This window comes from Cryobacterium sp. AP27, from assembly GCF_056680495.1.
The window spans coordinates 160,850-180,157 of sequence record NZ_CM155285.1 but is presented as its reverse complement, the minus strand read 5'-3'; the positions used below and the strand labels follow the sequence as shown (position 1 = coordinate 180,157).

Sequence of the window (19,308 nt, the reverse complement as noted above, 5' to 3'; positions counted from 1 at the left end):
CTTCTCCTCCTTCACGTCCCCGCGTTAGCGGCGACGGCCCTTCTTGTCGTCCTTCACGTGTCCACGGAAGGTGCGCGTGGGGGCGAACTCACCGAGTTTGTGCCCAACCATGCTCTCGGTGACGAACACCGGGATGTGCTTGCGACCGTCGTGCACTGCGATGGTGTGCCCGAGCATGTCGGGGATGATCATCGAGCGGCGCGACCAGGTCTTGATAACGTTCTTGCTCTTGGCTTCGTTCGCCGTGACTACCTTGCGGAGCAGGTGGTCGTCAACGAATGGGCCTTTCTTAAGACTGCGTGGCATCGTCTACTCCTACTTACGCTTCTTGCCGACGGTGCGGCGACGAACGATGAGCTTGTCGCTTTCCTTATTCGGGTGGCGGGTGCGCCCTTCCTTCTGGCCCCACGGGGTGACCGGGTGACGTCCACCGGACGTCTTACCCTCTCCACCACCGTGCGGGTGGTCGACCGGGTTCATGGCTACACCACGAACAGTCGGGCGAACGCCTTTCCAGCGCATACGGCCGGCCTTGCCCCAGTTGATGTTCGACTGCTCGGCGTTGCCGACCTCGCCGATCGTCGCACGGCAGCGAGCATCCACGTTGCGGATTTCACCGGAGGGCAGACGCAGCTGGGCGTAGACACCTTCCTTGGCCACAAGGCGAACGGATGCACCGGCTGAGCGGGCCATCTTGGCGCCACCACCCGGACGCAGCTCGATCATGTGCACGATGGTACCGGTGGGGATGTTCTTCAACGGCAGGTTGTTACCGGGCTTGATGTCAGCCCCGGCACCAGACTCGACGATGTCGCCCTGGCTCAGCTTGTTCGGCGCGACGATGTAACGCTTCGTGCCGTCAACGAAGTGCAGGAGCGCGATACGCGCCGTGCGGTTGGGGTCGTACTCGATTTCGGCAACGCGAGCGTTGACGCCATCTTTGTCGTTGCGCTTGAAGTCGATCACACGGTACTGGCGCTTGTGGCCACCACCGATGTGACGCGTCGTGATGCGCCCCTGGTTGTTACGTCCACCCGTCTTGGAAAGCGGTCGCAGAAGCGACTTTTCCGGGGTGGAGCGAGTGATTTCCGCGAAGTCGGCAACGGATGAACCGCGACGACCCGGGGTCGTGGGCTTGTACTTACGAATAGCCATTTCTGTTCCTCTTGTCCGCGCCGCTTAGCCGACGGCCGTGAAGATGTCGATGGAGCCGGACTTGAGCGTGACAATGGCACGCTTGGTGTCCTTGCGCTTGCCCATTCCGAACTTGGTGCGGCGTGTCTTGCCCACGCGGTTCAAGGTGTTGATCGAAGCGACCTCTACCTTGAAGATGGACTCGATCGCGAGCTTGATCTCCGTCTTGTTCGAGCGGGGATCAACGATGAAGGTGTACTTGCCCTCGTCGATCAGGCCGTAGCTCTTCTCAGAGACGACCGGAGAGATGATGATGTCGCGGGGGTCCTTGTTAATCGCGGTAGCCATTATGCGGACACCTCTTCCTTCTTGGTCTTGCTCGCCACGAATGCGTCGAACGCGCCCTTGGTGAAGACAATGTCGTCGGAGACGAGCACGTCGTAGGCGTTGAGCTGGTCCCACGAGAGGATGTGAACCGTCGGGAGGTTGCGAATGCTGCGCAACGTCATCTCGTCGGTGCGTTCCAAGATGACCAGCACGTGCTTGCTGCTGGCGATCTGCGTGAGCAGGGCCTGAGCCGTCTTCGTGTTGGGAATCTCGGCGCTGAACAGCGACTCAACGATGTGCAGGCGGCCGCCGCGTGCGCGGTCGGACAGTGCACCCTTGAGGGCTGCGGCGATCATCTTTTTCGGGGTGCGCTGGTCATAGCTGCGAGGCGTCGGTCCGTGGACGATGCCACCACCGGTCATCTGAGGAGCGCGGATCGAGCCCTGACGAGCGCGACCGGTTCCTTTCTGCTTGAACGGCTTGCGCCCTGCACCGGAAACTTCTCCACGGCGCTTGACCTTGGAGGTTCCCTGACGTGCGGCAGCGAGCTGCGCGACAACGACCTGGTGGATGAGCGGGATGTTGGTCGCGACGTCGAAGAGTTCGGCGGGCAGCTCAGCAGAGCCGGCCTTCGCGCCCTTGGCGTCGAGGATGTCGAGTGCGGTAGTCATATTAACTACGCTCCCTTCACTGCGTTGCGGACGAATACGAGTCGGCCACGAGCACCGGGTACGGCGCCCTTGACGAGCATGACGCCCTTATCGGCGTCAACCGAGTACACCTTGAGGTTCAGCACGGTAACGCGCTCGCCACCCATACGACCGGCCATGCGCATGCCCTTGAAGACACGGCTGGGGGTCGAGGAAGCACCGATGGAACCGGGCTTGCGGTGGTTACGGTGCGAACCGTGAGAAGCGGAGACACCCTTGAAGTTGTGACGCTTCATAACACCGGCGAAACCCTTGCCCTTGCTGGTGCCCATGACGTCAACCTTGGTTCCGGCAACGAACACACCGTCAACGGTGAGCTCCTGCCCGAGGGCGTAGTCAGCGGCATCCGCAGTGCGGAGTTCCGTGATGTGACGGCGCGGCGTGACGCCGGCCTTGTCGAAGTGGCCCGCAAGCGGCTTGGTGATCTTGCGCGGGTCGATGGCACCGGCGGCGAGCTGAACGCCGTTGTATCCGTCGACGGACTTGGTACGGATCTGCGTGACAACGTTCGGCGCGATCTCGATGACGGTAACGGGAACAAGCTTGTTGTTCTCGTCCCACACCTGAGTCATGCCGAGCTTCTTGCCGAGGAGACCCTTGGTGGTCTTGGTATCTGCGTATGACATCGCGGGCCCTAGAGCTTGATCTCGATGTTGACGTCTGCCGGAAGGTCGAGGCGCATAAGCGAGTCGACGGCCTTCGGCGTCGGGTCAATGATGTCGATCAGACGCTTGTGGGTGCGCATTTCAAAGTGCTCCCGGCTGTCCTTGTACTTGTGAGGAGAACGGATGACACACACCACGTTCTTCTCGGTCGGAAGCGGCACGGGGCCGACGACCGTAGCGCCCGCGCGGGTCACTGTGTCGACGATCTTGCGTGCCGATATGTCGATGACCTCGTGGTCATACGACTTAAGTCGAATGCGGATCTTCTGTCCCGCCATGTCGAACTCTCTCTCTGTTGAGGCGTCTTACATACAAGAGCGCATTAGTCTCAGGTTGCATTGGACGCCGTAGTAGCACTGCTGCTGTCGCACCACTGTTCATATGTCAATTTCGACCCACGCCGAATCAATCGGCCCGAGCCGATCAACGCCGGCTCCCAGAGCAGAACCTGGGGAACAGCGTGACGAACCACACCGTTCAAACGTTGATTTAGGCTTCGTTCTGCTACCCACGGCCTAGCCTGAGCGCCCGATTCCCGCTAAGGGACGCGAACGCGGCTATGCACTGCCTGGTAGTGATCCCGGGCCGCGCTGACGCGACACCCGAAAATGCTGAACTAGATGAGTCTGCCACATAGTTGCCGTTTCATGCAACCCGGGCGTGTCGCGGTGCGCGAGTCAGTTGACGCGTGTCGGGTTTCCGATGCTGTCAGAGCATTTGCGCGCCATCAACGAGCGGCCGCGGTCGCGCAATCCAACGTCGAAACCTCGATCGGCGTGGGGTACGCGAGCGGCGTGACCAGAGCGTTCAGTTCTCTGTGCCCCGGCTCGCCCGCAACGATGTCAAAGGTGACGTTGAGAGTCTGCTGCGGCGCAATCGTCACGCGTTCGCGCACCACCGGGTTGTTCGCGTCATGGAAATCACTGAAGTCGATGGCTTCTCCATCGACACGCACGGCGCTGATCGTCGACCCGGGCGGGGCGTAGGCGAGCAGGTCAATGCGGATGTTCCCGGCCCTGACGCCCTCGCTGCCATCTCCCAAGATGTAGTAGGTCAGCCCCGGCACTTGTTCGGGTGTGAGGATGTTGGTGACGTCGGTGCTGACGCGGTAGGTTTCGAGCTCATCCGTGCCACACGAGGCCTGGCTGAGGGTCACCTTCTGCTTCAGGTAGTACGTCATCTTGGATCCGATGGCATCTTGGGTGTAAAGGCCGATGCGCTCGGTGGTGGCGTCGCTGACCGGCAACGCGCCGTTCAGGTTGCCTTCTGCGATCAACGCGGTTTCGCTCTCATTGGTGCTCCAGAGCATGAAACGCCGCTCATCGGCCGCTTGCATCAGGCCCTTCGCGAGCTCCTTCGTGTCAGCGCCGCCGCCCATCAGAGTGCCGAAGACCCCGTCGACCACCTGAGCGAAAAACGCGCCCTGCGCATCTCGCGATGCCTGGGTTTTACCGGGGTAGCGCTGATACACCTCGTTCAGAAGGAGCGACACAGCATTTTCGGCCGTGAGCACGTCGCCCGAGGGAAGGGAAATGGGGCCGCTGGCGCGCAGCAGATAGCTCATCGCGACCGGATCAATGGAGATGACCCCGTCAATTTCTTCATCAAACGTGTCTCGCCACATCGCCTGAACCACACCTGCCGCCGACGCGAAGTCAGGCCGCACCGTGGAGTTGAGAATGGAGGTGCCGAAGCCGAGCGCGTAGAGCTCATCGACGCCGTCCGGAACAGGCACTATCGACTCGGGAAATTTCTCAAAAACCTCACCGCCTACCGGTGTTCCCATGCTTACCCTTCCGGCATCGACGGTGACGGGAACGATGGCTCCGGGGATTCCGCCCAGGCTCCGGGCTTCGGCGTTGTTCTGAAAGAGCACCACATAGTTGCGGGGTCCTTCCGAGCCCAGGGCCGGAAGCACGACGGGTACAATCCTCTGCACCTCGTGCAGAGCGGGCGTCAGGGTGGCGAGAAGCTCAGCCATTGTCGACTTCGCGTCGGTCAGCTGCGAGATCGTGTCGGCCGTGTCGATGTCGCCGACGGCAGTCTCCGCTGCGTCGAGCGCCCCCGACGCCACGGCGACGTCGGGCAGCACGCCCGCAATCAAGGCCAAATCGAGACCACCGTCAACGGGTGTGAGCCCGCCGTCCATCAACGTGCCGGCTACCCGCATGAGCGGCGGAATCGCATCGGTCACGATGTCATCGGTGATCGCGGCTAACTCGCGCACCGCGGTGAGGTTCGATCCCACGACGGGCGTGTGCTCGGCTGTCGTCCAGACCACGTCACTCGTCAGGGCGCGCGCTTCAGCGACCCGAGGGGTGATGTCGTCCAGCGTCTTCTGCGCGGCAACGACGTCTTGGGCGAGCAGTTGGTCTTTGAGCTGGCTGACCAGGGGCACGGAGGCCTCCAGCTGGTTCTTAGCCTGCAGTCCGCGAATCCCGAGCCAGGCCCCCGCAGCGATCACTAACACCAGGAGCACGACCGGAACCCAGAACCACCACCGCTTCATCAGCGGTTTCCGCCGCTTCTTCTGGGCGCGGGTGTTTCGGCGGGACTCGCTTGCGTGTGGCATGTAACCAATCAGGTGGATCAATCGTCTGCTGAGAGCGACTATACGAAGATGGGCGGGCCCCACGTAGTATCAGCGACCGCCCGGAGGAATTCCCCATAAGGACCTTACCGGCAGCTGCCCCCGACAATCGACGGGAGCAGTGTGGCGCCCTGGTGGCGCCGCCCTAAACGGCTCCGTCTGGGCGGATGACAGCACGAAAGGTGCGCCACAGAATCATGATGTCGGCAGTCAGCGACCAGTTCTCAACGTAATACAGGTCAAGTCGAATGCTGTCTTCCCAGTTCAGATTCGAACGCCCACTGACCTGCCAGAGGCCGCTCATGCCCGGCTTCATGATGAGCCGTCGGTGAGCTGCGTCGTCGTACAGTGCCACTTCCGCGGCCCGCTGCGGGCGTGGGCCGACGAGGCTCATGTGACCCAACAGCACATTGAACAGCTGGGGCAGCTCATCGAGTGAATACTTACGGATGAACCGCCCGACTGGCGTGATGCGCGGGTCGTTGGTCACCTTGAACAGCGGTTTGTCAGATTTGCCCTGGGCGTCGAGCAGGCTTTCCAGCTGGTCGTCGGCGTCTTGCGTCATCGATCTAAACTTCAGCATTCCAAACGCGGCACCTGTCCGGCCGACTCGCACCTGGCGGTAGATGATGTCGCCGGGGCTTGATCTCTTCACGGCGATGGCCACGCCAATAAGTACGGGCGAACTCAGCAGTATCAGCAGCGACGACGTCACGATGTCGAAGGTTCGTTTGGTCCAGCGCTTGACCCCTTCAAACGCCGGGTAGCTCACGTGGATGAGCGGCAGCCCGGCCACAGGGCGCGCATGGATGCGCGGACCGGCGACGTCGGTAAGTGCAGGTGCCACGATCAGCTCAATGTCGCGCGCGTCCAGCTCCCAGCCAACCCGCCGCATCACGGCGGGGTTGATCTCGTCGGCCCCCGTGAGAATCACCGTGTCGGCCTGAGAGTCGTCTACCGCTTGCAGCAGGTCGTCGTAGCCCCCGAGAATCGGTATCCCGTGGATCGGCCCCTTGTGCGTGGTCCCCACCTCGCTGAGCGCACCGACCAGAAGCATGCCCGACCCGGGGGTGCGCATGATCGTCTTAGCAACGTGTGTGGCCTTCTGGCGCTCCCCCAGCAGCAGCGCCCGTGACAGATAGCCACCGGCGGCCTGACGCTTGCGCAGCCACTGGCGCCAACTCCAGCGAGACAACAGCAGCACCACAAGCCCCGCCGGCAGGGCGGTCAAGAAGTATCCGCGCGCCACTTCGACGTTGAGGAGATAAGCGATGATGGCGAAGAAGCCAAACAAGCGAATGGTCGCATCTGCCGCTCTCTTGTATTCGAGAGTGCCACTGCCGACAACCTTGTGATCTCGCGTCGCAAACACATCGAGCATCAGCATCCAGACGACGACCAGAACGATGGAAACCGTGAAATAGCTTGCGCGAAGGTCGAGGCGGCCTTCAGCTCTGAGCTCGACCGGCGCGAAGCCGAACCACAGCAGTTGAGAGCCGAACACCGCACAGGTCACGACAACGGCGTCGGTAATGAAGAGGCGTACCGCGAACGCCCTCTGCCATGAATCGCGTCGCGTTGCGCCTACTGTGCGCCGATCGGTTACTGCCACGCTGTGTTCCCCCTGTTGCTGCAAGTCGCCTGCTCCTCACACCGGTGAAGTTGGCGACTCATTCGTTCCTCATGAAATGCGGAGCTTGAAAGCCCTCCCGGGATATATGCTACCGCCCAGTTCACGAGCCACCGGGTGCGCGCATGGCACGCACCCAAGATTGCGCAAAGACTGTTGTCTAAACGCGCACGCCACGCTCCCACAGCGCACGAGCCACGAGCTTTTCGTCGCGGGAGTAGACCGCATGACGCAAGATGACCGCGAGAATGATGCCGATGAGCGCTCCGATCGAGTTCGCGACCACGTCGATGATCGTGGCGAATCGCGCCGACAATGCCACGGCCTGTGTGAACTCAATTCCGATGGACAGTGCCGGGCAGAGAATGGGGGCCAGCCATAACACCCTGTTCGGCAGCAAAAGCGAAACAAGAAAACCTACCGGCAGAAACATCGCGATGTTTGCCGTGAACTCGAGCTTGTGGTAGCCGAACCACGTCGGAATTCCGTTGCGGTGAAGCACCGCCAGGAACTTCTCAACAGCAGGTCCGTATTCTTGGTCGAGTGGCGTCGGCCACATCGTCGCCAGAAGGACGATGCCAAGGCACACAACAAGCGCGATGGTGCTCAGCCATTCCCGCGCTCTACTCTTCGGCGGATTGCCATCCATGTTCGTTCCCCCGTGTCGTGGCTACAAGACGAGTATGCACCCCGATGCTGCAAAACCCTCGTACGGACCCGGCGGAGCGGGTGAACAGGACGGTGCCCTGGCCATTAGAATGGCCGCAGGGAGCCGCTTGTCATCACAGAAGCTTCGTGGCTGAGGCGGTGTTGAGGTGCCGGTAGATGCTCCGGGCGAAGTAGCGTTTGAGGATCCGGCGGATCTCTCTGTCGGTCTTGCCCTCGGCGCGTCGGCGTTCGACGTAGGCGCGGGTGCCGGAGTCGTGGACCATTCGGACCATGGCGATCACGTTCAATGCGCGGTTGAGTTGTCTGTCTCCTCCGCAGTTGAGGCGATGTCGTGTGGTGTTGCCCGAGGATGCGGGGATCGGGTTCACGCCAGCGATCGAGGCGAACGCTGCTTCGTTTCGGACCCGCCCTGGGTGTGACCACGCAACGAGAGTCCTGGCTGTTGTGACCGGGCCGATGCCGGTCTTGTGGAGGAGCTCGCCGGCGGGGCTGGTTTCAACAATGTCGCGAATGCGAGTCATGTTCTGGTCGAGCTCCGCGTCGAGCTCAAGGATTCGTTTGGCCAGCCGGATCGCCTCGGCCCGGGCCGTAGCGGCGGCAATGGGTTCTGTTCGGGTGCGCCAGCGGGCCGCCTCAGCGATCTTGCGTTGGCCGAGCGGGCGACGCGCGTCGATGCCAAGGTCGGTGATACGTAGCAATGCGGTGAGTGCGTTTACGGCCCGAGTCCGTTCGCCAGCGAGTTCGTCACGAGCGGTGAGGAGGATCTGTGTCGCGGCGCGTACGCCGTCATCCTGCCGAGGGGTGCGGAGTTGGTCGGTGGGCAGGGACAGCACAGCGGGGGCGATCCGTCGTGCGTCGAGCGGGTCGGGCTTACCCAGGCCGCGCCGGCCACCACTCATGCGGGCGGCCTCGACGACGCGGTAGCCAGCGTCAGCTACGTTGCGAGCCAGCTGAGCACCGTAGCTGACTGCTCCCTCGATCACCCAGAGCGCATCGGTGTCACCGCTCGAGCGGCGCCCGGCCCAAGAGATCGCGCGGGAGCGACCAGCCGCGGTATTCGGGAAGGTCTCGGTTCCGAGATGCTGACCTGTCGCCGCACAGCGTTCCGGTTCCTTTCCTTGAGATGGGCGATGTTCCGGTCACTGAAGACCGGCGCCAGTCCGGAAGGAATAACTTCGGGGCATACCTGTGATGAGCCACGACCTCGCAGGGTCGGGCATGCTTCTAATTAAGCCAGTGAGGTGGGCCGGGCCAGCGTCGGTCACCCACCGCGACCGAACAGTTCATAGGCAAGGCACCCCGCGAGGAGGCCAGTTTTGTCATGAGTCACAACCACGGCGGAGCGACCAACACCAACTCTGCCAGCCAGTCCCGGACCAGCCAATCCAATCCAATCCAATCCAATCCAATCCAATCCAATCCAATCCAATCCAATCCAATCCAATCCAATCCAATCCAATCCAATCCAATCCAATACTCACAGTTTGTCAAGGCGTTTGCGTTGATGCGGCGGCCGTCAGGGTTCGGTGGATCTGCCTCGTGATGTAGCGCTTCAGGCAGCGCATGATCTCCCTTTTCGTGCGGCCCTCGGCGAGGCGCTTGAGGACGTAGGCGGGGACTGTCTCTTAAGCGGTGTTTCCGGCCTGACGCGCTGGACATAGGTCTGGCGGGAAGGGTGCCGTGATGACGACACTTGATGCTGTGACGAAGAAGACGAAATCTGAGCCCACCCGTGAGTCGGTGGCTGCGAAGGAATGGGTGCGCCTGGCTAAGGAGCAGGGCCTGGCTCTGGACGGTCCTGACGGTCTGCCGGGCCAGTTCACCAAAACGTTTCTCGAGGCAGCGCTGAACGAGGAAATGACCGATCACCTCGGCCATGAGAAGAACCGTGCCCCGGACGAGCGCGACGACTCCAACGTGCGCAACGGGACGAGGTCCAAAACGGTGGTCAGTCCCACGACGGGGCCCGTGACCATTCAGGTGCCTCGTGACCGGGACGGCACGTTCACTCCGGCCATCGTGCCGAAACGACATCGCCGGCTGACCGGGGTGGATGAGATCGTGCTGTCGTTGTATGCCCGCGGCCTCACCACCGGGGAGATCAGCGCGCACTTCAACCAGATCTCCGCGCGCAGGTATCGAAAGAGACCATCTCCCGCATCACGGACAAGGTGATCGAGGAGATGCAAACGTGGCAGTCCCGCCCGCTGGACGGCGTCTACGATTGGGATGCGATGAAACGAGCGGTGAAACCGATCTATACCGCGCTGACCGTCGACGCCGCACGGGCAGCTCTGGACGAGTTGACTGAGACCTGGGGCAAGAAATACGGTGCGATCATCCGGTTGTGGGAATCCGCGTGGGAAGAGTTCACCCCGTTCCTGTCCTACGACCCCGAGATTCGCCAGGTGATCTGCTCCACGAATGCGATCGAGTCGCTGAACGCCCGGTACCGGCGGGCCGTGCGTGCTCGAGGACATTTCCCCACCGAGCAGGCGGCCCTAAAATGCTTGTATCTGGTCACTCGCAGTCTCGACCCCACCGGAGTCGGCCGAATGCGATGGACGATGAGGTGGAAGCCAGCTCTGAACGCGTTCGCCATCACCTTCCGTGACCGCTGGCCGAACGCAGAATCCTACTCATGAAAAACGCCGGAAACACCCTTAACGAGACACACTCGGCAAGTCACCCGTCGACCGCGTTCACAACGTCAACGGGAAGAACACCTAGGCAGCTGGTTCAACATCGGTTGGTTGCTCCTTCTGTTCAGCGTTTGTGGTCTCCAAGGGTTTGTTGATCCAGGTCGTTCCCGGCAGAGCGAGGATCTTGGGATCGATGGTGGTGAAGAACCTGTGCGGGCTCGCTGCGCGTGCGGTCTGTAGGACTGCGGAGCGGTCCTTGGCGGTGGCGGCCGCGACGCCGCAGTGGGCATCGGCGGGGGTGTTCAACCCGATGCCGGTGTGTCGATGATTGTGGTTGTAAGTCTCGATGAAATCGGCCATGAAGCTGCGGGCGTCGCCGAGGTTGGCGAAGCGTTCCGGAAATACGGGAGCGTATTTCAAGGTCTTGAAGCGGCCCTCGCTGAACGGATTATCGTTGCTCACGCGGGGCCTCGAGTGCGACCGGGTGATCTCCAAATCTGACAACAGCGCGGCAACAGTTTTTTTCAATCGCGACTTCGTAAGCGGAAAGATGGGCAAGTTTCTGAGCCGGCGTGATCGAGCGTCTCCGCGTTGGACCACCCGACCTCGGCCCCTCGGGGTTGCTGTTGTTCATAGCACTATCGTCGCGCACGACGCTCCTCGATGGGCTGGACATGGTGAATCGGATCTTAGTTCTCGCCCTGCGACACGGCGAACCTGCTCTTAGCTGCTGGCCTCACCCGATCCTGACACGCGGGGACTGTCCGAGATATCCGCGGCAGGTCACACCATCGCAAGGTTAGTTCAGCGCACAAGCGAGGCCCCGCGCATATGTTATTCTCGTCACCGGGGCCGGCGGGACCGCCACGTGAACCCTACCTATGCCTCGTCGGTGCGCTGAGGGAAACCTATGACCTGCACTGACGCAGCGCACCCCGTTGCTGGTATAAGAAGATCTGTAACGGCGTGCAGCGGCTGTATGTTTTATTTGCCCTGAATGGAGCTGAATTGGAGCTGATCCGGTGTCTGAGCTGAGGGACATCCCACTGCGTGTCATCCCGGCACTCTCAGAGCCGCTATTGGCGAGAAGTCGCATAACTCTCCGCCATGACTAGTACCGCTCGTCGGCTCGTCGCTGCTGGTGGTTTGTACACGCTGGCCACTGTCGCACCACTCTTGACGCTTGTAGCCGTTACCCCTTTGGTCACTCGAATACTCTCGGCAGACGAGTATGGGTCAGTCGCAGTAGCCATTAGCGTCTATCAGTTCAGCTCGGTCCTGCTGGCGTTCGGCCTTCCCGTCGTCGTCACCCGCAATGCGCTCATCGCTGGAGGTGGCTTCGCAACTGCCTCCGGTATCGCAGTGGCGGGCTCCGTGATTTCTGTTTGCATCGGCGCGGTCTTCATAGTCTCGGCTCCACTATGGACCAGTCGAGTCTTCCCTGGAACGCCCCCCTCTGTCGTGGCTTTCGCGATCTGCGCGGGGACAGGGCTCGCTATCATCACACTCGTGCAAGCGCTTATGCGTGCGGCCGAACGCGTATGGACTTTTGTGTTCATCGGAGCCGCAGCCGCATTCATTCCCCCTGTTATCGGACTCGCACTGATACGTGCGTTGGATGCGAGTTCAGCACTTTACGTCGAAGGCCTTGCCTTAGGGTATGGTCTGGTAGCGCTAGCCTCTCTGTCAATCTGCGTTAGACATGCGCGGCCAACAACCAATCTGCGAGAGCTTCTCGACGCCTTGCGGATCGGAATACCAACGGTCCCGCACTCCCTAGCGGTGCCGCTGCTCCTGACAATTGCGCTCTCCATCGTCATCCACTCAAGTGGTCCAACGGTCGCGGGTAGGGTCCAAATTGCGGCGCTTCTGGGTACCTCCATCGTGACCGTTTTGAATGCCTTGAACAACGCGTGGGCACCGTTGATATACAGCGCGCCGAACACGCGACTCCGACAAGTGCTCGGAGACTCCACCTTCGTCGTTGCTCTTTGCGCGCTACTTCTAATGTGTGGCTACGCTGTGATTGGGCCCATGGCGATCGGCGTCGTGGGTGGTCCACTAATCACGGGAAGTACTGTCGCCCGAGTCTCAATGATTATCGCGTTTTCGAGCGTCTTCCACGTACTTTATCTTGCGAACATTCATCTCACATTTCTGTCGGGTCGCACGCTGCCATTGGCACTCCTTACGCCGCTTTCGGCAAGCCTCGCACTAGCGGGCATGTACGTGTCCATGCAGCTCAACGCAACCCCACTGGGCGTGCTCATCGCCTTCGGGGCAGTTTGGCCGGTCTTTTATGCCCTCCAAGCGATATTCGCGTTGTTTCTCGCCGCCCGCGGTCCGTACAATATGGCGAACGTGCGCTGGGCTTTGATCCCGCTGTGCATCTCGGCGCTAGTCGCCTTCCAGGCGACGTTAACCTCGCCTCAACCCCTCAACAGTGTATTCGCGTCAGTCGCGGCCCTCATCGCAGCATCAGTCGTGTACGCGCTCAAGAAGCGCGCTCAAGAAGCGCGCTCAATACGAAATTTAGAGACGTCGCACGGAAACGCCTTCGTTACTTAGCCTCAATACCGTTCGGGACTGTAAATTATTTGGTGTAAATCCGGAATAGAGTTACTCAGATGTTTGATGCAAGTGCAGACGTGATGGAGGTGGCAGCCGTGGCGGCGGTGAAAACGGATGACGTGGTTGATGGCCGCCTCCTGGAGCAGCTGGTGGGCCGGGCCCGTGAGCAGGGCGTCGCCCTGACGGGCGAGACCGGGCTGCTCGGCCAGTTGACGAAACTGGTGCTGGAGTCAGCGCTCGAGGGCGAGATCACCGATCACCTCGGCTATGACAAGCACGAGCGCCGAAGCGGCGTCGAACGCGCGCAACGGCTCGCGAACCAAGTCGGTCCTGACCGATATCGGGCCGGTGCCATCTAGGTCCCGCGGGACCGGGACGGCTCGTTTCAGCCGCAGATCGTGCGCAAACACCAGCGGCGCCTGTCCGGGGTGGATGAGATGGTCCTGTCGCTGTCGGCCCGCGGGCTCACCCACGGTGAAATCAGCGCCCACCTGGCCGAGGTATATGGCGCCGAGGTGTCCAAAACGACGATCACCGACCGGGTGGTTGAACCGTCCCGGGTTTCTTGCCGCCGTTTTGTTGGCGGCTTCGATTTTCATCGGGCCGTTTGTCCCAGCGTAATAGTTGAGCTCATATTCGGCTGGCGGCATGTTCCCCAGAGCGCTGTGTAGTCGCCGATTGTTCTGCCAGTCGAGCCAGTCGAAGGTGAGTTTCTCGACGTCGGCGAGGGTCTTCAACGGGCCCGTGATGAAGGGTGAGTTCTTCGCTACGGCCTCGTTCTTGTAGAGGCCCATGACGGTCTCGGCGGCCGCATTGTCATACGCGTCACCCACCGTCCCGATGAATGCGACCAGGCCCTCGAGCGCGACGGTCTCCGTGAATCTAATGGACGTGCATTGCGAGCCGGCATCGCTGTGATGGATAAGCCCGGGCTGGACGGTGTGTCCGGCGTTGTCTCGGCGCCAGAGCGCCATCTTCAAACACACCTCAACGAACGGCGTGTCCTTGACCGTGGATGCATGCCAGTCGACGATCGCACGAGAATACAAGTCGATCGCGAAGGCCACATAGACGAACCCGCCCCACGTCGGCACATACGTGAAGTACGTCACCCAGCTGTGGTTCGGGTGGGGCGCGCTGAAATTGCGTTTGAGTAGGCCAGGTGCGCGGGCCGAATCCTTCCCGGTCGTGACGGTGCTACGCGGCTTACGGCCGCGAACGAGGCCGTTCATGCCTTCCAGTCGCGCATCAACCGGTCCACGGTGTGCTTGGACACGCCGACGAACTCACCGCGGCTCAGCCAGGCCGTCATCTTCCGGCGGCCATAGAGAATCTCCGGCTGTTGCCGGCCCTGCACGTCCCGCGCCTTCAACGCTTTGAGCCGATCCAGGAGGACAGCGTCGCTGCGGGTCCGAACCGCGGCAGCGCGAATCTTCCATGCACGATACGACCGGGAAGTGACCGCGACGCCCTGCTCTCGCAGGACGCCACACGTCAGCTCGGCTCCATGGCCGTTCGCCTTCATCTCAACGACGAATGCGACTATGGACGGTTGCGAGGGTCGAGCTCCCTCGCGAAGAAAGACGCCGCTGCTTTCAGGATCTCGTTGGTTTCCCGCAGGTCCCGGTCTTCGCGCTTGAGGCGCTTGATCTCCTCGAGCTCTTCGCTCGTTGGGCCGGTCCGTTCTCCGGCGTCGGATTGCGCCTGCCTGACCCACTTCCGCAACGTCTCCGGGCCGACATTGAGCTTAGGTGCGAGGTCGCGGCACGCGGCCCACATCGACGGGTAATCCTTCACACGATCAAGCGTCATACGAACCGCTCGCTCGCGAACCTCATCTGGGTATTTCTTGGGCATAACCGAATCCTTTCACTAGAAAGAAAGCGGCCGGAAATCAGGGACGGTTCACCCACCGATCCGACGACAGCGTCACCCGAGTCGTCACCCGCATCCTCCGCGCCGACTTGATCGTGGTCGATGACATCGGCCTGCTCCCCGTCGGCACGGACGCCGCCGAAGGGCTCTATCGCCTCGTCGACGCTGCCTATGAAAAACGGTCCATCGCGGTCAGCTCAAATTTGCACCCCGCCGGGTTCGACGAGCTCATGCCCAAAACCCTCGCGACCGCGACCGTTGACCGGCTGCTACATCACGCCCACGTTTGCCAAACCACAGGCGAATCGATCCGCCTCACCGAGGCCCTCGCCGGGAAGGGCGTCACCCCGATGACCTAACCCGCTCCCACACATGGCCAACGCCACCAACCCCTGGTGGGCAGATCTGTTGGCCATGACTGGGCAGTTTTCATGGCCACCAGCGGGCATTTCTACTGGCCGCCCATGGGCAGTTCGGATTGGCCATTGACAGGCACCACAGGTGGTGCCCATCGAAGCCAATATTCATCGGTGGATCTGCCTCGTGATGTAGCGCTTCAGGCAGCGCATGATCTCCCTTTTCGTGCGGCCCTCGGCGAGGCGCTTGAGGACGTAGGCGGGGACTGTCTCTTAAACGGTGTTTCCGGCCTGACGCGCTGGACATAGGTCTGGCGGGAAGGGTGCCGTGATGACGACACTTGATGCTGTGACGAAGAAGACGAAATCTGAGCCGACCCGTGAGGCGGTGGCTGCGAAGGAATGGGTGCGCCTGGCTAAGGAGCAGGGCCTGGCTCTGGACGGTCCTGACGGTCTGCCGGGCCAGTTCACCAAAACGTTTCTCGAGGCAGCGCTGAACGAGGAAATGACCGATCACCTCGGCCATGAGAAGAACCGTGCCCCGGACGAGCGCGACGACTCCAACGTGCGCAACGGGACGAGGTCCAAAACGGTGGTCAGTCCCACGACGGGGCCCGTGACCATTCAGGTGCCTCGTGACCGGGACGGCACGTTCACTCCGGCCATCGTGCCGAAACGACATCGCCGGCTGACCGGGGTGGATGAGATCGTGCTGTCGTTGTATGCCCGCGGCCTCACCACCGGGGAGATCAGCGCGCACTTCAACCAGATCTCCGCGCGCAGGTATCGAAAGAGACCATCTCCCGCATCACGGACAAGGTGATCGAGGAGATGCAAACGTGGCAGTCCCGCCCGCTGGACGGCGTCTACGGTTGGGATGCGATGAAACGAGCGGTGAAACCGATCTATACCGCGCTGACCGTCGACGCCGCACGGGCAGCTCTGGACGAGTTGACTGAGACCTGGGGCAAGAAATACGGTGCGATCATCCGGTTGTGGGAATCCGCGTGGGAAGAGTTCACCCCGTTCCTGTCCTACGACCCCGAGATTCGCCAGGTGATCTGCTCCACGAATGCGATCGAGTCGCTGAACGCCCGGTACCGGCGGGCCGTGCGTGCTCGAGGACATTTCCCCACCGAGCAGGCGGCCCTAAAATGCTTGTATCTGGTCACTCGCAGTCTCGACCCCACCGGAGTCGGCCGAATGCGATGGACGATGAGGTGGAAGCCAGCTCTGAACGCGTTCGCCATCACCTTCCGTGACCGCTGGCCGAACGCAGAATCCTACTCATGAAAAACGCCGGAAACACCCTTAACGAGACACACCCCGGTCAGCCGGTGGATCGAGGCTTAGGCCGCGCGTCCACGGCAGACGGCCCCATGATCGTGCAGGCGAAAATGGATTAGAATAACTCATCCAAAAAAGAAGCAACATACCAAGTGACGCATACGACATGTAATTGTTCACAAGGTTAGCGGTCGTGATCAAAAGAACAATCCCGACTCCAATCCAGTCCTTCGTGTTGACACTCATGGTGACGGCCAACGCGACCACCAATACGATCAGGATCAGGCCGACAATCCCGCGGTCGAAATAGATCTGTATAAATCCGTTGTGCGAATGATTCGCCGAACTCATGCCAGAGAAGTCGGGTTCCACCCCAATTCCCGCGCCCAAGACTGGTGAGCTTGCAGCCTGAGCGAATGTCGATGCCCAAAGATCCGTGCGCCCAGTGAGAGTTGAGGATCTTCCGACAACGGCAAAGGCTCGGTCCACGAGGTTCGAGTACCCAACGAATATCCCCGCAACTGCAGTAACGCAGAAGCTCGCGCCCGCGAAAGCCAACGTAAGTTTGAGTCGGTGGACAAGCAGTAACCAGACGAGCCCAATACCCAATACGACTAATGAGGCGACAGAATTCGAGATGACGACTGCTGTCACGTTGATCGCGGCCATAGCAAAGTGCCACCATCTATTCGCCGTCAGGAACCGCGAGAATGCGATAAGCGCGCCGATGCCTGCTGAAAAGCCGAAGTCGCTATTCCATATGAAAACCCCTATCGGCTGTATTAGCCTACCCTCTGTCGGATGATCGACAACTATCGTGCTTATCGCCGGGACCACAAATATTAGAATGATAGACACGGTTGACGTACCGGTGAACAGCCACATGAGAAGCCGTTTTATGTCGATCTGGCGGTCCATTATTACCATTGAGCACGAGAGAAGAACAATCGTGCACATACCCGCCAGTGTTGTCGTGGATTCGATCGTGTTTGATGTCCAAAACAGAGTCAGTGCACTCCACACAACGAAGGCGACAACAAGGAAATTTCGCAACATTAGCTGCGCTAGTGGCCTAATCAGGCTTATCGCAAGCACGACGCTCAAGCTGGCTGCAAGGACCCGCAGTTCAAAGTATCCGTGAAGCCAGCCAGCTCCAACACCCGCAGTTGCCAGAATCGCGATGCCTAGAAGGAAAAGTCTCCACACGGTAGCGGCATCGTTACACCTTCGGGTGCTCTTGCGCATGCGGTGCATAGCTTTCGTCAATCATCTCTCGAGTAGAAGTTGTACGGTTAGATCTGCGAGCAGACACGTGACCTCGAACAGCGGCTTGGCATCTCATGCGCTGGGTATCTCTCATCTCCGCGCAAGTTTCTGGGAGACGCGCTGAGAGCACGCCAGTGCACCGACGTGCACGACAGGAAAATCATTTCCGTGTCGGCTTCGTCGCCAAGTCCCATGGAGTCTACCGTGCAGACTATACCGAAACTCTCCGTGGGCGTTGATTGATGGTTCGATGCGCACGAGATGACTGCCGCTATTTGACGAGATTGACCAACGCCTAATCCAATCGCCTAGCATTACACACCACCCATCGCCGGATGTCTTGAGATAGCAAGTCGGAGCGATTCGACCGCACGGGGAATGTCTATTGGTGAGAAGACCATTGACGACAACTCGGCCTCTTGCGATGAACGAGCGAGAAGCGCCCCGTCGAGAGGTTCCTCGGACAACCACGACAACTCGCGACCGACCGACACACCAGGCAGGCGATAGAGACTGACCCCAACGCCAAGATATTGCGCCTCGAATGCGAAGGTTGACCTCGGCGCGTATATGTGATCCTGCGCCCTTAGGCAACGCAGGAAATCACTCGGTGTCGCATGGTCAATTGTAACGTTTACGAATCGTGGGTCCGTGTCGTATGGGTATGTGTCGCGTGGGTGGACCCGCAAAATAATCGCCTCTGAAGAATCGACCGCTATCGCTGTTGCGATGGCATTAACCTGAACGCGATGCGCCTCTTCGTGGCCGTGAGCGGAGAGTGCGGACGTCAGAAGGATCGTTCTGCCAGAGCCGTGCAGCAGCAGTGGTTTCTCCGCGAGCCATATCGGCCCAACCATGAGAATGGATTCTTGCAGTGCACCACGAGCTACCAGGAAGTGTCGATTTAGATCACCGACCGTCCATAGAACGTCGGCAGAGTATGTATTTGCAAGTGACCCGAGAAGCGTCCCAACAATCGGCATGGCCGCAAGTGCGTCCGAGAATCCAGAACGAACCGTCGGGTCGAACAATAATCCTCGAAAATATGCGATGTGGGTGGCATTCGATATCCGCCTCACGAGTCGATGTTTAAACATCGAGAAGCCCGACAAGATTACATGAGGGCGGAACTGGCGGGCGAGATTAACAAACTGGACGAGCGCACGCACTTTGGCGTGTAAGTCACCATAGCCTGCGTGCGGGACCGTGACTCTAGCGAACTCGACTCCGCATGTATCAAAGTCTCCGATAGTCGACGGTACGACGATCATGACCTTCAATGGATCACCGAGCCGCGCGACGACGGTTAGTAGCTCTTCGAGTTCCTCACGGACATCGGCACATATTAGGATTCGAGGAGTTGCCATCTCCTTGAGCATATCGCTCCGGCAACGTTTGAGCGTAGCTAGTGTCCTACGTCGGAAGTTCGTTGGAGAAGTCGTGGGAGGGATTCCGGGATGTGTTCTGCGGATTTGGCCCAAATATAAGGTCTTCGGGTTTTCGTTCCACGCTTTCACCCAGGTGCGCAACGCGGCGGAAAACCGCCTATGGTGGCCCCATATTCATGGCAAGCGACACCCGGTCAC

Annotated in this window: 13 protein-coding genes and 7 pseudogenes; 5 read left to right on the top strand and 15 right to left on the bottom strand. The window is 60.4% G+C overall.

What is annotated here, in order from left to right:
- Nucleotides 1-24 precede the first annotated feature (24 nt).
- The 11 genes and pseudogenes from rpsS to AC1MB9_RS00805 form a co-directional block, all read right to left on the bottom strand.
- The gene (gene rpsS, locus AC1MB9_RS00855; protein WP_035834613.1) at nt 25-306 is read right to left on the bottom strand and encodes a 30S ribosomal protein S19; all 282 of its coding nucleotides are present in this window, start codon (nt 304-306) and stop codon (nt 25-27) included.
- A gap of 9 nt (nt 307-315) precedes the next feature.
- Nucleotides 316-1,155: a 50S ribosomal protein L2 gene (rplB, locus tag AC1MB9_RS00850; RefSeq protein ID WP_479963166.1), complete on the bottom strand. Its 840-nt coding sequence runs from the start codon at nt 1,153-1,155 to the stop codon at nt 316-318.
- A gap of 24 nt (nt 1,156-1,179) precedes the next feature.
- Nucleotides 1,180-1,482, bottom strand: a complete 303-nt coding sequence (gene rplW, locus AC1MB9_RS00845; RefSeq protein ID WP_479963165.1) for a 50S ribosomal protein L23 — start codon at nt 1,480-1,482, stop codon at nt 1,180-1,182.
- On the bottom strand, nt 1,482-2,132 hold the full coding sequence (gene rplD / locus AC1MB9_RS00840) for a 50S ribosomal protein L4 (protein WP_479963164.1): 651 nt from the start codon (nt 2,130-2,132) through the stop codon (nt 1,482-1,484). The genes rplW and rplD overlap by 1 nt, the downstream gene beginning before the upstream one ends.
- Before the next feature lie 5 nt (nt 2,133-2,137).
- A complete protein-coding gene (rplC, locus tag AC1MB9_RS00835) occupies nt 2,138-2,797 on the bottom strand; it encodes a 50S ribosomal protein L3 (RefSeq protein WP_479963163.1) in 660 nt (219 codons plus the stop codon).
- Nucleotides 2,798-2,805: 8 nt separating this feature from the next.
- On the bottom strand, nt 2,806-3,114 hold the full coding sequence (gene rpsJ, locus AC1MB9_RS00830) for a 30S ribosomal protein S10 (RefSeq protein WP_035834607.1): 309 nt from the start codon (nt 3,112-3,114) through the stop codon (nt 2,806-2,808).
- A gap of 449 nt (nt 3,115-3,563) precedes the next feature.
- Nucleotides 3,564-5,345, bottom strand: coding sequence for a DUF4012 domain-containing protein (locus AC1MB9_RS00825; protein ID WP_479963162.1), 1,782 nt, complete (start codon nt 5,343-5,345; stop codon nt 3,564-3,566).
- 226 nt (nt 5,346-5,571) lie between these two features.
- Complete coding sequence (locus tag AC1MB9_RS00820; protein WP_479963161.1) at nt 5,572-7,062, bottom strand: sugar transferase; 1,491 nt, start codon at nt 7,060-7,062, stop codon at nt 5,572-5,574.
- A 154-nt stretch (nt 7,063-7,216) separates the two neighbouring features.
- Nucleotides 7,217-7,705 (bottom strand): VanZ family protein, encoded by a 489-nt coding sequence (locus AC1MB9_RS00815; RefSeq protein WP_479963160.1) that lies wholly within the window; start codon nt 7,703-7,705, stop codon nt 7,217-7,219.
- Between the two features lie 133 nt (nt 7,706-7,838).
- Nucleotides 7,839-8,246 carry a transposase gene (locus AC1MB9_RS00810; protein WP_479964554.1) on the bottom strand — a complete coding sequence of 136 codons (408 nt, stop codon included), beginning with the start codon at nt 8,244-8,246 and terminating at the stop codon, nt 7,839-7,841.
- Between the two features lie 180 nt (nt 8,247-8,426).
- Nucleotides 8,427-8,807, bottom strand: a pseudogene (locus AC1MB9_RS00805) (IS110 family transposase); the annotation flags it as partial.
- Nucleotides 8,808-9,408: 601 nt separating this feature from the next.
- On the opposite strand from AC1MB9_RS00805, the pseudogene AC1MB9_RS00800 reads away from it, so the two are divergent.
- Nucleotides 9,409-10,370: pseudogene (locus AC1MB9_RS00800) on the top strand (transposase).
- 81 nt (nt 10,371-10,451) lie between these two features.
- Here the strand turns inward: AC1MB9_RS00800 and AC1MB9_RS00795 are convergent.
- Nucleotides 10,452-10,901, bottom strand: a pseudogene (locus tag AC1MB9_RS00795) (integrase core domain-containing protein); the annotation flags it as partial.
- Between the two features lie 573 nt (nt 10,902-11,474).
- Here AC1MB9_RS00795 and AC1MB9_RS00790 point away from each other — a divergent pair.
- Both AC1MB9_RS00790 and AC1MB9_RS00785 read left to right on the top strand, forming a co-directional pair.
- Nucleotides 11,475-12,935, top strand: a complete 1,461-nt coding sequence (locus tag AC1MB9_RS00790) for a lipopolysaccharide biosynthesis protein (RefSeq protein WP_479963159.1) — start codon at nt 11,475-11,477, stop codon at nt 12,933-12,935.
- Nucleotides 12,936-13,018: 83 nt separating this feature from the next.
- A pseudogene (locus AC1MB9_RS00785) lies at nt 13,019-13,489 on the top strand (transposase); the annotation flags it as partial.
- A gap of 54 nt (nt 13,490-13,543) precedes the next feature.
- Here the strand turns inward: AC1MB9_RS00785 and AC1MB9_RS00780 are convergent.
- Nucleotides 13,544-14,795, bottom strand: a pseudogene (locus AC1MB9_RS00780) (IS3 family transposase); the annotation flags it as partial.
- 68 nt (nt 14,796-14,863) lie between these two features.
- Between AC1MB9_RS00780 and AC1MB9_RS00775 the strand changes: the two are divergent.
- Nucleotides 14,864-15,172: pseudogene (locus AC1MB9_RS00775) on the top strand (ATP-binding protein); the annotation flags it as partial.
- 328 nt (nt 15,173-15,500) lie between these two features.
- A pseudogene (locus AC1MB9_RS00770) lies at nt 15,501-16,462 on the top strand (transposase).
- A gap of 18 nt (nt 16,463-16,480) precedes the next feature.
- Here the strand turns inward: AC1MB9_RS00770 and AC1MB9_RS00765 are convergent.
- Together AC1MB9_RS00765 and AC1MB9_RS00760 are read right to left on the bottom strand one after the other, a co-directional pair.
- Entirely contained in the window at nt 16,481-17,374 is an 894-nt protein-coding gene (locus AC1MB9_RS00765) for an O-antigen ligase family protein (protein WP_479963158.1), read from the bottom strand.
- Between the two features lie 662 nt (nt 17,375-18,036).
- Complete coding sequence (locus tag AC1MB9_RS00760; protein ID WP_479963157.1) at nt 18,037-19,089, bottom strand: hypothetical protein; 1,053 nt, start codon at nt 19,087-19,089, stop codon at nt 18,037-18,039.
- Nucleotides 19,090-19,308 lie beyond the last annotated feature (219 nt).

Coding starts and splice junctions, on each gene's coding strand:
- rpsS (WP_035834613.1), bottom strand. CDS start 306: ATGCCACGCAGTCTTAAGAAAGGCCCATTCGTTGACGACCACCTGCTC.
- rplB (WP_479963166.1), bottom strand. CDS start 1,155: ATGGCTATTCGTAAGTACAAGCCCACGACCCCGGGTCGTCGCGGTTCA.
- rplW (WP_479963165.1), bottom strand. CDS start 1,482: ATGGCTACCGCGATTAACAAGGACCCCCGCGACATCATCATCTCTCCG.
- rplD (WP_479963164.1), bottom strand. CDS start 2,132: ATGACTACCGCACTCGACATCCTCGACGCCAAGGGCGCGAAGGCCGGC.
- rplC (WP_479963163.1), bottom strand. CDS start 2,797: ATGTCATACGCAGATACCAAGACCACCAAGGGTCTCCTCGGCAAGAAG.
- rpsJ (WP_035834607.1), bottom strand. CDS start 3,114: ATGGCGGGACAGAAGATCCGCATTCGACTTAAGTCGTATGACCACGAG.
- AC1MB9_RS00825 (WP_479963162.1), bottom strand. CDS start 5,345: ATGAAGCGGTGGTGGTTCTGGGTTCCGGTCGTGCTCCTGGTGTTAGTG.
- AC1MB9_RS00815 (WP_479963160.1), bottom strand. CDS start 7,705: ATGGATGGCAATCCGCCGAAGAGTAGAGCGCGGGAATGGCTGAGCACC.
- AC1MB9_RS00810 (WP_479964554.1), bottom strand. CDS start 8,246: ATGACTCGCATTCGCGACATTGTTGAAACCAGCCCCGCCGGCGAGCTC.
- AC1MB9_RS00790 (WP_479963159.1), top strand. CDS start 11,475: ATGACTAGTACCGCTCGTCGGCTCGTCGCTGCTGGTGGTTTGTACACG.
- AC1MB9_RS00765 (WP_479963158.1), bottom strand. CDS start 17,374: ATGGACCGCCAGATCGACATAAAACGGCTTCTCATGTGGCTGTTCACC.
- AC1MB9_RS00760 (WP_479963157.1), bottom strand. CDS start 19,089: ATGGCAACTCCTCGAATCCTAATATGTGCCGATGTCCGTGAGGAACTC.